The organism is Dyadobacter sp. CY261 (assembly GCF_021440085.1).
GTDB lineage: Bacteria > Bacteroidota > Bacteroidia > Cytophagales > Spirosomataceae > Dyadobacter.
Genome location: NZ_JAKCPW010000024.1, coordinates 33,071 through 44,302, shown reverse-complemented (window position 1 = coordinate 44,302; position 11,232 = coordinate 33,071). Strand labels below are relative to the sequence as shown.

Here is an 11,232-nt window from a genome sequence, read left to right as displayed (position 1 = left end):
GGTCGCCAATACACCCTGGATTAAAGAAGCCGCCGATTCCTGGGGAAATAACTCCTTTCGGCTCTACCTACAGCTTGCCCCAAACACGACAATGGTCATTTAACAATGGGGAGCCTGACGATCCTTCTTTCGCCCTCGCTATTAATTCTTCGATGGACTCTTGAAATTCAACTAAAAATTTACATCCAGCCATAGATTGAACCTGATGAAGACCATCATTCCGGCGCAATCCCCATGCCCGCTTATATACCTATTTAAGAGCAAAGCCATTCAAAACCTTTCTTGGCGGCGAATGACAAAATACCTACGATAATAACAGTCAAAATCTGAGGCAATCCACCAAGGAGCGACTCTTTCAGTTTTTCAAGAGTCTTTCTTAGCAGATCTTTCAAGTTTGCGTTTGCGCCAAGAAATTTAAAAACCTCGCAGGCAATCTTTCTTGCCCTGGCCTTAATCTCCGACCACTTAGTACGAAATGTCAAAGGTAGGGCGGCCCGTAGATCTGCGTCGATTGTCAGATCGGCCGAAAAAAAAGATTCCGAGAACAATCTTACGTCCAGTACCTCATTATCAGGCTGATACAATTCATCAACATAAAATTTTGCATCATCCCTTAGTGATTCTGCATCAACAATTGCGCTGATTTCATCAAATTCAAGCTTTTGAAAATTCTCGATTTGGATCTCCAAAGAAGCTAAAAACATGGAACCCTCTTCCAGTTCTTCTGCGGTAACATAAGAAATACTAGTTGCCATAATGGTTTAATTAAAGGTTATAGTGACCTATTATTCTGAATAACTTCCTTGCAAAGCTATATTGCCAGTCAGCAGAATAACAGGGTATTTCCACCCTATCATATCGGGAAAATAACCCTCATTTTGTAAGTACCCTGTTTGAGCTGCAGGCAGATCTGAAAGGTCGATTCTTGTTTCATTCATCGTTAGAGGTATCAAAATATACTTTGACACTAAATTTAAATACCGGTCTTTATAAAGATCTTCGAGTATGCATCCAAGCAAGCCCACCGCCATATTCGAATAAGAATATATCCGCCCGGGAAGCGTATCCATTTTCATTGTGCGAAGCCCTTCGAAAAGCAGTTGACGGGTATAATTTGAATAGGGGTCATCTTCCCTGTAACTATCCCTTTCCCACAAATTCGGAAAAATACGGGTGATCCGCGAGGTATGGTTGGCAAGGTTACTAATCCTTATTGGTACGCCATCATAGACCAGGTTCGGATAGGTCCCTGTTATATATTTCCTGATGTCATCATTTAAATTTATCCTTTTGTCAATCACCGCCTGTGCGAGCAAGATCCCGGTAAAAGTCTTGGTCAAAGAACCTATCTCATACAAGGTGGTTTTCGTCGGCAATCTTCCGTTACCCTTTCTGGCTTCCCCATAGTTGTAAAAAAAGGCCTTGCCGTTTACAATTATGCCTAACGAAAGACCAACAGCCCGCTTATCATGAAAATAAACTCTAACGCGCTGGTCCACCAGAGAATCTAGCAGATTACGCATTGGGTTAAAGATCTTTATCAACTGCTTCCAAATAACTGGATCAGTTTCTGAAATCCGAAAGGTTAACCTACCTGCCAGAATGCCAAACTACACAATACGGGTTCGTCGGATGCATACGATTGAACCTTGACCCACTAGGGCCGGTTGAGCCGGTTAACAATATTCTACCTAATTGTTTGTGCGGTAGTTCATTATTTCAGGCAAAGGTGTGGCGAATACATCAATAAGGTTGGGGTAAGGCTTAGTTTCGACAGACAACCGCCTGACACGACCGCAACGGTTACAAAACAGACATTACCCAACATATTCAACGCCCCATTTATACAGCTCGTTGGGCAGAATGGCCGAGCGCGAAGAAGTTGCCAGCCTGTTAGCACTCCTGGTGTCTCCGGGGGCTGCATGAGCATTTCAGTTGAAGGACTGCCGGAAATCCAATGGACTTTGTTTGGTCTTGCTCTTAAATAATTTATTGAAAGACTGAGGGTGCTCGAAACCAAGATGATAGGCGATCTCACTGACGGACATCCTGGTTGTAGATAATTTTTCTTTTGCCTTCTCGATCAGTTTCTCGTGGATGATCTGTTGCATCGTCTGGCCGGTCAGTTGTTTTAACAGGCTACTTAGATACTTGGAGGATATGTTCAAAGCATCGGCAAAGTATGCTACGGTCGGCAGCCCATCAGAAAGCAGGTCTTCGTTGTTAAAATAGGCTGTTAAGATCTCTTCCACCTGGTTTAAGACCTGGTGGTTGGTGATCTTTCGGGTGATGAACTGACGCTGGTAAAAGCGTTCGGCGTATTTCAACAAGGTCTCAAGATGCGAGATAATAATGTCCTGGCTGAACTTATCCATATTGGAATAATATTCAGCTTTAATATTTTTGATCAGGTCATTGATCACTATTTCTTCCTTGTCTGATAGGAATAACGCCTCACTGGCCGCATAGCTGAAGTATTCGTATCGTTTGATCTTGGCAGCAAGCGATGTGTTCCAAAGAAAGTCAGGGTGTACGAACAGCATCCAGCCCCCCAGACCCTCAGGTACACCGTTCTCCTCGCCACGCAAGATCTGGCCGGGAGATAAAAAGGCCATAAGCCCTTCATCAAAGTCGTATTTCTGTTGCCCGTAATGTAGCCCGTCGCATCCTCTTTTCATGGATATTACATACAAATCGAAAACGACCGAGTCTATACCCGTATCGTTTTTCAGGCCTTTCAGGTCAACGATGCTGATCAGCGGGTGATGGGGTTTAGGGAGCCTCATCAAACGGTGTATCTCTGTTATGGAGCTGATCCGGTAGGGTTTGCTGTTTGCCATCCTGCGGGTTATTTAAATTTAAACGGATACTTGAGCCATATCATAACCAATGGCATGATTAAAAATGGGATCTCTATCAACGCCATGCGGTAATTTCCAGCTCGCAGTGAAAATCCCATGATCATAACAATCAGGACCGCATTGAGCATATTGCCCAGGAAAAAAGTAGTGGGGATGAGCAAAAGTACGCCGACCGCTACGGCTACACAAGCCAGATATGGAACGAATGTTTCGCTGATCCCTAAACTTTCCATCATCTTAACGGACTCCGGATTGTTTTTGTAATGTAGGGTGTCCCAGGCATGTTTGAAGCTGAGCGTTACCGAAATGAACAGCAGCACAGCAGAAATAATGTTTTTCATTTTGGTTTATTAAGGACAAAAAGTGTTCATGATGTAACCTCCGAATATTGCTATCGGCACGCCGATCAGCGTGCTTGTTAAAGCTCTTTTAGCCTTATTCGGATATGCCTTTCGGTGTCTAAAATAAAGGAAAAAGCCTATCGGGTGAAGGGCATTGGAAAGGATGAACCAAAACCTGGACAGATTGTCTTTATTATCTTTCATGAGCGTTGTTTTTATAATTTAGTGAACTCTTTTCCATTTAAATGATTTGCCCACCAAAGGGATACCTTTATAACCCCGGGTTTCAAGGTCATTAGGCCCTTTCAGTTCACCTTTGAAACCATAGGTGTTTCCATTCTCTACGCTATATAACTTACCGTCCACGTATTCGCCGTCCTTATAGACAAGACCAGTGATATGCGTAAGACCCTGCACGGACCTGCTCCGCAGTTTTTCATCAGGGTTTTTAAGGTCCTTCTTTGAGGTTTTGCCATCTGCTTCGAACATCTCTTTCGACCATAAGAGCTTGGCCGAGTAAATGTTGCCCGCTTTAAACACCTCAATCTTGTAATCGTCACATTTCCAGGTGCCTATGATTTGATCCGCAGATAGTTTCTGCGCGAAAGAGGCCAGCGACAATAGCAGCACAAACACTGGCAATATTGATTTCTTCATATCTGATTGTTTATTATTGACTATTGAGTTTTTTGAATTTTTTGAATTCCCTGTGCCCCATTTTCATCAATTGATTGGGCATCAAGCGGCTCAGGAATTTTATCACATTCACCAGCAGTGGCTTGATCTCAGGCGTGTCGTTGAGCAGTCCTTTGATGGCTACACCGACCAGTTTATCTGCATCCATCATTTGGCCAGGATTAGGTGGAAGTACCCAATCATTTTGAAGATTGGTATTCACGCCCGGAGGGACCAGTTCGAATACCTTGACACTGGTTTTGTTTAATTGCAGACGCAGGGCCAGCGAGTAAGCATGGACACCTGCTTTCGAAGCGCTGTAAACCGGAGCCGTTGAGTAAGGCATAAAAGCAATGGCAGAGGAAACGTTCACAATTGCCGCAGAAGGCTTCTTGATCAGGTGCGGTAAAAATTGATGAACCATCCGGATCGTTCCCGTAAGATTAATATCAATCTCACGGGTCATGTTTTCCAGGTCCTTGCTGGCATCCTGAACGTCAAGCAGCCGCATTTCACCTGCGTTGTTAACGATGATATTTAAATCGGGGAATTGTTGTGTCACCTCTTTATACAGGCGCTCAATATCTTTTGGATCACTTACATCACTCTGAAAGACGTGCATTTTGGGGAAACGCCTTTTGGTATCATTTAAGGCCTCTTGTTTACGACCTGTAACGATGATTGTTGATCCTTGCTGGGTGAGCTGTTTGACAAGTTCCAAACCTATACCGCTGGTTCCTCCTGTGATCAGGATGGTGCTATTTTTTAAGTCCATATTTTTCTCGCTATTGTTGATGCAAAGTTCAGCCAATGTCAATTACCCGATGTATCCAAAAGTCGCGAAGTTGTAGTGAAAAGGAAGATTATCAGCTTCCGCGACAGATAGACAGTATTCCAGCTTTTACCGGTAGGCACTACTTGCTTACTGCCAGCAGGAAAGGTAGCCGGTGCAGAAGATGTTGCCCGAACCTATTTTCACTTAATGAATTGGGACTAGATTACAGGTCACGACAGCAATTGACGGCGGTGGCGTGCTGATCAATAAATAATATCTTCTATCAAAAGCAATCGGGCGGCTGTTCGCTTTAACGGTAACTGAGATTAAGTACAAACGTTCGGATGTTTGAAACAAACTATCCAATCCAAAGGCTGCTTAGGCAAATTATATTCCTTTTGACTACATCAAAAGGCGTTTAGGCTACTTCCGCTTTTTATTCCTGCTGCAATTTTGCATAAACGAAATCAGGATAAAATGAAACAAAGAAGCAAGATGAAGGCCTATGTGCTGACCCTACTTTTCAGTATGGCGAGCTTGGTGTCATTCGCACAAGCGACGGGAAATTTAAAAGGGAAAATTTTGGATCAGTCCACCAAGCAGCCGGTTGTGGGCGCGACGGTACAAATCGATCAAACACAGCTCGGGGCGACTACCGACACATCCGGGGTATTCACAATAAATAATATCCTAGCAGGTACTTATGCGGTAACGATCTCCTATATAGGATTTCAAACCAAGAATATCAGCGAAGTAGTCATCACATCGGGTAAAACCTATTATTCTGAATTAGAAATCCTCGAAGCGGTGGCCAACTTAAACGAGGCGACGGTCCGTGCATTTAAGGGAGAAAACAACCTTCTGACACCAGTTTCCACTTTTTCTTATTCAAGGGAAGAAATTTTCAGAAATCCGGGCGCCCAGGGCGATATTATGCGGGCGTTGGGAAGCCTGCCGGGGGTGGTAAGCAGCGGGGCTCAATTTTCTGCCATTGCCGCAAGGGGACAAGGAACCCAGGACAACGTTTACATGGTCGATGATATACCGATGTTCAACTTGTCTCATTTGGAAGCGGAGGGTTTCAACTCGGGCTTTAATGATCCCAATGGCGGACGGTTCAGTATTTTTGCGCCGAGGATCATCTACAATGTGCAATTCCAGAACGGTGGTTTTGACGCGGTGTATGGGCGAAAATCTTCGTCCTACCTTGGGCTTGGGATCAAGGAAGGTAACAAGGCAACCTGGTCATTTGCCGGACAGTTTGATTTGTTGGGAGCGACTTTAATTGCCGATGGCCCGATTTCTAAAAAAACAAGTTTGTTTGCCTCCGGTCGGTACCAGAACTTTGGGTTGTTACAACGGCTGCTGGACCAGCAAAATCCGGTCAGCATCGGCTTTGGCGACTACCTGATTAAAACGACAACAGAGCTCAATGCAAAAAATAAACTTTCATTTATTGCCATGTATAATCCGGAAAGGCCACGCCGGAGCATTGATGATATCGATGCAAACTACAATATAAATGATGACAATAGTGGCGGCACTATACTCTTTAATCATAGGGGTAGCAAAGCGTTGGTCGGACTGAATCTGAGGACCTTGATCGACAGCAAAAGTTACATCAAGAATGTCCTATATTTCCGTACATCGGGGGTGGATAACAACTTTGGCAACTTTACGCCATCCTTGGATGAAGAAGGCATGGTCTTGGACCCAAGAGATGGCAGATACGAAGATGATCTCAGGCGGATAAAGAACAACCAGGGGGAAATTGGCTACCGCTCCATCTACACCAAACGCTTTAACAAATTGACATTAACCGCAGGTATGGATGCCGCTGTGGTAAACCTTGATTATGAGAGAAGATTAAAACGTATCGATACCGTCTATACCTTCCGAAATACGGACCTCAGACCAAGCCCCGGCCAATATTACCAGATCCTGAACCCATCCCAATACAATTCCAGTTTTGATAACAGTGCCTTCAACGGTTCGAGTTACCTAGCGGTATCATGGAAAATCGCTAATGGATTTACCCTGAACCCAAGCATTCGATACGATTACACGGGCTTCACAGAGCAGCATACTGTTTCGCCAAGAATGAGCGGCAGTATTCTGTTGGGCGATAAACAGAGCATCAATTTTGCTTCCGGTATCTACTTTCAGGATGCTGCCTTCTCCGATCTGGCAGGTCAAAGCGCTGCCAATAAGCTGAAAAATGAGCGGACTTTTCAAAACATTTTAGGCTATAAATACCAATTTTCAGGCGATCTGAAACTGGTCGTGGAGGGTTGGTATAAACAGTTCGACGACGTGGTTGTCCAGCCCAACCGGATACAGAGCTACCTCAATAATAACGGTACGGGCTACGCATACGGCGCCGACCTGAGCCTTACCAAAAGACTCTCACAAAGCTGGTACGGTACCGTCAGTTATTCCTACATGGAAAGCAAACGGGACGATCACAACGGCATTGGTGAATATGATTACACTTTCAACATACCACACAACTTTTCATTGTTGGGCAGTTACAAGCCTAATAATAAATGGATCTTCTCGGGTAAATTCCGGTACAGCACCGGTCGCCCTGCAGATGTCTATACCCTTCACGCCAATGTGCTAGGCAACCCTAATATGCTGCGTTACTCGCAGGAAATCACTGAGCTTAATGGCAGAAGGCTGCCTGATTATGTCAGCCTTGACGTTCGCGTCGATTACAATGTGCCTTTGAAAAAAGGAATCTTCTCGGCCTTTGTAGACCTTGCCAACCTCAACAACCAGTTTAATGTAAATTCTGAGGTATTCATTCCTAATACCGGCGGAGTGTACAGGGTCGGCCTGGGGATGTTTCCGACGTTTGGTGTACGGGTTGAGCGGTAGATAATCTTTTAACGAATATTTTTGATCTGGTAAAATATCCCATCAAATCTTAAAATAAAATATGCCCAACGCACCGATCAGAATAAGCTCAATACCTCAGGCCCATAAGATGCAAGGGTTCGCGCCTCCGCCGCACCCCATGATCAGCCTTATCAAATGTGGCCAGCTAAAAGGACAGCCTGGCATGAGCGCAGTGCTCGATTTTTACATGATTTCTATTAAAAGAAACTGCAACAACCTCATCTATGGGCAGCAGAAGTATGATTTTGACGAGGGCTTTATGGCCTTTATCGGACCGAACCAGATAATAAGTGGTCAAGAGCACGCACCTGGATATGAACCCAAGGGTTGGATGCTGTTTGTGCATCCGGATTTTTTCTGGGGCTCTCCACTTGCAAAAAAGATAAAACAATACGAGTTTTTCAATTACGCGGTAAACGAGGCCCTATTTTTGTCGGACAAAGAAGAAAAAACTATCAATGATATCGTTGGCAATATTGTGCAGGAATGCAATGCGAACATTGATCATTTTACACAGAATATAGTCGTGTCACACCTTGAGACCCTGCTAAATTACGCCGAACGCTTTTATCAGCGGCAGTTCATTACCCGTAAAATAGCGAATCACCAGATCCTTGACCGGCTGAATGGTTTATTGGATGATTATTTCAATAGCGACGATCTGGTTAAAAGCGGTATACCAACAGTTGAATATATTTCAGATGTGCTGAACGTTTCACCGGGCTACTTGAGGAGTTTGCTGAAAAACCTTACGGGACAGAACACCCAGCAGCACATTCACGAAAAGCTGATTGATAAAGCCAAGGAAAAATTATCAACGACCAGCTTGTCAGTTAGCGAAATTGCCTACGGTCTCGGCTTTGAACACCCACAATCGTTCAACAAACTTTTTAAGACCAAAACCAAAGTATCTCCTCTGGAATTCAGAGCTTCATTTAACTGATCGTGTCGTTTGGAGGACAACGTTTTCGGATTTCAAATTGGAAATTCCAGCGAAACAGGGCTCTTCGTCACTTTTGATGGTGGCCTGTCTATTTCGGGTTCATAACATTTTTGTAAGCAGGCCAATTCCGGCCCGTCCGTACATAAATCTCCTGATAGTTTTCAACTGATTAATGTGGCCCTCTACTTTCCCGCTTGAGATATCAGAATCAAACGCTTGCTCGACGGCGTGATAGTCAGTCTTGATACCTTTTGCAAAGTTTTTCAAAAGCGACTCGGGGTGATGCACTTTCCAGCCATTCATCAAGGCTTCCGTAATGCTACTTACCCAGGAGTGTTTTGAATTGTCAAAGTCGGCTGCCTTCTTGATTGGAGTGCTATATTGGCGGAGGGGACTATTGTGACCAATTACCGGGAAAAGGCCGGCTTGACGGAACTGACCGGTCGCCTGAAGCATTTGCAGTCGGCATAGGCGATTGCTATTTCCATTTGGACCAACCCTGCCGGGCGGGGTTGGTCCATTACCAGCAATGGTCATCGGGGTACTACACAATCCCAACCGGCAGTGGTAATCGTCCGATCAAGGGCATTCAGGGATGGCAGAGCTTGCCAGCACTTCCATTTCCGTAGAACTATCCGCCGGTGACTAATTCCGTAGGGGTACAGTGAAACTGCTTTTTAAACGCAACAGAAAAATGCGACAAGCTTTTAAAGCCTAGTTCAAGGTAGATATCGGCGGTTTTTTTTTCTTATCCAACAGGATATAAGCCTGCTGCAAACATTTTCGGACCAGCCATTAACTTGGTGGTTCCTGGAATATCCTTAAAGTCCCGCTTAAACGCGGAGAGGCTCCTGCCGGTTAAGGCGGCGATCTGTTCTATAAAAATCCCGACAGTACCATAGCATCTTTTTCGGAAAACACATTTTTTGTCGTGTCAAAAAAAGGAAACGATTATGATTATGAAGTAGTTACCAGATATCCAGATCAAAAATGGTTGAACCGCCGAGAGCGCGTTGGCTTCTCTGGTCTCGTTGTTGTGGAAGATGTAAATGGAAATTTTCTCAAAGGGTATAGGTTCGATGAGGGCAAGGTTACCCATAACATTGAAAATGAATCCCCAAATGGGAGAACAATGACTAATGACTGTTATCGGGTAAGCTATTATTCATGCGCTCGGTTCCTGAAATTGGTTGGTACGCCGATTGTTTATGGATGTACAATGACTTTAAATGCAATCCATCACGAGACGGAGGCGGGTACGCGGGAGGTGGCAGTTATTCAACTATCGTAGGTGGAGGATATAACTATTCAGGTGGAGGTGGAGGCCCAACCAGTAGGCCATACATTGGCGAATATCCTGATTATATCTATAAGCTCCAAACGGGTCTATTTTGACTGCTAAATGATGCTCAAAAGTTTCTTATAAATTAGATTATCTTCTTCTATATAAAAGGGTGCTTTAATAGCCTAGTATATACAAATATCATCGCATCTGGAATGAAATTTAATTTCTCAGTTGATCACACAATTCCAGGCCAAGGCGCATTTGACCCTTTCACCAATGATTTCAAATTTAAAGATGATGGCGCCATAATAAGAGATGTTTTCACCGAAGAATTTTTTCATGCTTATCAAAAAATCTACTATCCTGGCGGGACTGCTCAATATGTTGCGACTACTAGCAACCCAAATCCACCGGCTGGAAGGGCCAACATGGAATTTGAGGCGTGGTTAATGAGAGACATCATGGGAATGACGGGTACACAGCAAAGTCCACCATCCTCTGGATGTTGTCATGCATCGGCGGACCCACAATACTTTCTATGGCTTACAACGATCACGAATAACGGTGCAAAATGGCCTCAGTGGAGTGATATGCAAGAAAAGTATTATTTTTGGATGGATAGGTTCAAAGCAGAGCATCCAATCTACAACTTTCCTACTAATTATAATTTGAAACCAGATGCTTACTTGTCAATTTTAGCCAATTCAACATGTCCAAAATAAGCATCTTTGCACTTTCACTCGTCATTATTACCCACATACTGTTCTTGAAATTTGATGATATGCCAGTTCAAGACGGGCGAATGGTAGATAGCACATTTTCGGGAAAAGACATGTCATATAACGTCAATGTCTACGCAGACTCTGAAAAAAAATTGATTTGGAATAATTCGAATGAACTTTATAAGGAGACTATGGAATTTCCCAAAGGAAATTTGGTGACGCCAAATTACCTGATGATTCCAAAAAATAGGAATGTGGGAGTAGATCCATTTACAAAGCGATTTTCATCAAAGGCTTTAATGGCAGCTCATAAAGAATCTTACCGCGTAATGAAGGAGATCAGTCGACAGGTAACAAACAGAAAGCTGGATAAAACCAACATAACGGTTACTTGCTATGCTGCTCCCGATGGTCTTATCAAAGAGGTTGAATTCATCACAGCACGAAACTGTAAGCTACAAGGGAACCATTTTGAAGAACTGGAAAGGGAAATTAAATCAAACCTTCGATTTGTAACCGAGTCGGACGCTTTTAAATCCGGAAATTATATCAAGTTAAGCGCAACCTGGGAAATATAGTTGAGGTAGATGTAGGTACCAGGCAACTGCGGTGGCGATGACTACCGCAACGCATCGCTGAAGCACTTTTAATTTAAATTACGCATTCTCCTCGCCAATTATTAGTAAATTTGAGCAATGAAGGGTATGGAGATAGAGAATTTTGACGTTA

12 protein-coding genes are annotated in these 11,232 nt (G+C 43.8%); 4 read left to right on the top strand and 8 right to left on the bottom strand.

Features of this window, described 5'->3' with window-relative positions; genetic code table 11:
* Nucleotides 1-254 precede the first annotated feature (254 nt).
* The 6 genes from LZD49_RS33410 to LZD49_RS33385 form a co-directional block, all read right to left on the bottom strand.
* On the bottom strand, nucleotides 255-755 hold the full coding sequence (locus tag LZD49_RS33410; RefSeq protein WP_234672723.1) for a hypothetical protein: 501 nt from the start codon (nucleotides 753-755) through the stop codon (nucleotides 255-257).
* A gap of 30 nt (nucleotides 756-785) precedes the next feature.
* On the bottom strand, nucleotides 786-1,523 hold the full coding sequence (locus tag LZD49_RS33405; RefSeq protein ID WP_234672721.1) for a serine hydrolase: 738 nt from the start codon (nucleotides 1,521-1,523) through the stop codon (nucleotides 786-788).
* A gap of 408 nt (nucleotides 1,524-1,931) precedes the next feature.
* Nucleotides 1,932-2,840, bottom strand: a complete 909-nt coding sequence (locus LZD49_RS33400; protein WP_234672719.1) for an AraC family transcriptional regulator — start codon at nucleotides 2,838-2,840, stop codon at nucleotides 1,932-1,934.
* Between the two features lie 8 nt (nucleotides 2,841-2,848).
* A complete protein-coding gene (locus tag LZD49_RS33395; RefSeq protein ID WP_234672717.1) occupies nucleotides 2,849-3,202 on the bottom strand; it encodes a hypothetical protein in 354 nt (117 codons plus the stop codon).
* Nucleotides 3,203-3,424: 222 nt separating this feature from the next.
* Nucleotides 3,425-3,859: a DUF2147 domain-containing protein gene (locus tag LZD49_RS33390; protein ID WP_234672715.1), complete on the bottom strand. Its 435-nt coding sequence runs from the start codon at nucleotides 3,857-3,859 to the stop codon at nucleotides 3,425-3,427.
* A 13-nt stretch (nucleotides 3,860-3,872) separates the two neighbouring features.
* Nucleotides 3,873-4,652, bottom strand: coding sequence for an SDR family oxidoreductase (locus LZD49_RS33385; protein WP_234672713.1), 780 nt, complete (start codon nucleotides 4,650-4,652; stop codon nucleotides 3,873-3,875).
* Between the two features lie 477 nt (nucleotides 4,653-5,129).
* Here LZD49_RS33385 and LZD49_RS33380 point away from each other — a divergent pair, with 477 nt between their 5' ends.
* Both LZD49_RS33380 and LZD49_RS33375 read left to right on the top strand, forming a co-directional pair.
* The gene (locus tag LZD49_RS33380; protein ID WP_234672711.1) at nucleotides 5,130-7,532 is read left to right on the top strand and encodes a TonB-dependent receptor; all 2,403 of its coding nucleotides are present in this window, start codon (nucleotides 5,130-5,132) and stop codon (nucleotides 7,530-7,532) included.
* Between the two features lie 61 nt (nucleotides 7,533-7,593).
* On the top strand, nucleotides 7,594-8,496 hold the full coding sequence (locus LZD49_RS33375) for an AraC family transcriptional regulator (RefSeq protein WP_234672709.1): 903 nt from the start codon (nucleotides 7,594-7,596) through the stop codon (nucleotides 8,494-8,496).
* Nucleotides 8,497-8,595: 99 nt separating this feature from the next.
* On the opposite strand, the gene LZD49_RS35905 is transcribed toward LZD49_RS33375, so the two are convergent.
* Together LZD49_RS35905 and LZD49_RS33365 are read right to left on the bottom strand one after the other, a co-directional pair.
* Nucleotides 8,596-8,952, bottom strand: a complete 357-nt coding sequence (locus LZD49_RS35905; RefSeq protein WP_310590525.1) for a hypothetical protein — start codon at nucleotides 8,950-8,952, stop codon at nucleotides 8,596-8,598.
* A 175-nt stretch (nucleotides 8,953-9,127) separates the two neighbouring features.
* Nucleotides 9,128-9,199 carry a helix-turn-helix domain-containing protein gene (locus LZD49_RS33365; protein WP_234672725.1) on the bottom strand — a complete coding sequence of 24 codons (72 nt, stop codon included), beginning with the start codon at nucleotides 9,197-9,199 and terminating at the stop codon, nucleotides 9,128-9,130.
* Nucleotides 9,200-9,993: 794 nt separating this feature from the next.
* On the opposite strand from LZD49_RS33365, the gene LZD49_RS33360 reads away from it, so the two are divergent.
* Together LZD49_RS33360 and LZD49_RS33355 are read left to right on the top strand one after the other, a co-directional pair.
* Nucleotides 9,994-10,503 carry a hypothetical protein gene (locus LZD49_RS33360; RefSeq protein WP_234672708.1) on the top strand — a complete coding sequence of 170 codons (510 nt, stop codon included), beginning with the start codon at nucleotides 9,994-9,996 and terminating at the stop codon, nucleotides 10,501-10,503.
* Complete coding sequence (locus LZD49_RS33355) at nucleotides 10,491-11,081, top strand: hypothetical protein (protein ID WP_234672707.1); 591 nt, start codon at nucleotides 10,491-10,493, stop codon at nucleotides 11,079-11,081. The genes LZD49_RS33360 and LZD49_RS33355 overlap by 13 nt, the downstream gene beginning before the upstream one ends.
* The last annotated feature ends 151 nt before the right edge of the window (nucleotides 11,082-11,232 follow it).

Coding starts and splice junctions, on each gene's coding strand:
- LZD49_RS33410 (WP_234672723.1), bottom strand. CDS start 755: ATGGCAACTAGTATTTCTTATGTTACCGCAGAAGAACTGGAAGAGGGT.
- LZD49_RS33405 (WP_234672721.1), bottom strand. CDS start 1,523: ATGCGTAATCTGCTAGATTCTCTGGTGGACCAGCGCGTTAGAGTTTAT.
- LZD49_RS33400 (WP_234672719.1), bottom strand. CDS start 2,840: ATGGCAAACAGCAAACCCTACCGGATCAGCTCCATAACAGAGATACAC.
- LZD49_RS33395 (WP_234672717.1), bottom strand. CDS start 3,202: ATGAAAAACATTATTTCTGCTGTGCTGCTGTTCATTTCGGTAACGCTC.
- LZD49_RS33390 (WP_234672715.1), bottom strand. CDS start 3,859: ATGAAGAAATCAATATTGCCAGTGTTTGTGCTGCTATTGTCGCTGGCC.
- LZD49_RS33385 (WP_234672713.1), bottom strand. CDS start 4,652: ATGGACTTAAAAAATAGCACCATCCTGATCACAGGAGGAACCAGCGGT.
- LZD49_RS33380 (WP_234672711.1), top strand. CDS start 5,130: ATGAAACAAAGAAGCAAGATGAAGGCCTATGTGCTGACCCTACTTTTC.
- LZD49_RS33375 (WP_234672709.1), top strand. CDS start 7,594: ATGCCCAACGCACCGATCAGAATAAGCTCAATACCTCAGGCCCATAAG.
- LZD49_RS35905 (WP_310590525.1), bottom strand. CDS start 8,952: ATGCTTCAGGCGACCGGTCAGTTCCGTCAAGCCGGCCTTTTCCCGGTA.
- LZD49_RS33360 (WP_234672708.1), top strand. CDS start 9,994: ATGAAATTTAATTTCTCAGTTGATCACACAATTCCAGGCCAAGGCGCA.
- LZD49_RS33355 (WP_234672707.1), top strand. CDS start 10,491: ATGTCCAAAATAAGCATCTTTGCACTTTCACTCGTCATTATTACCCAC.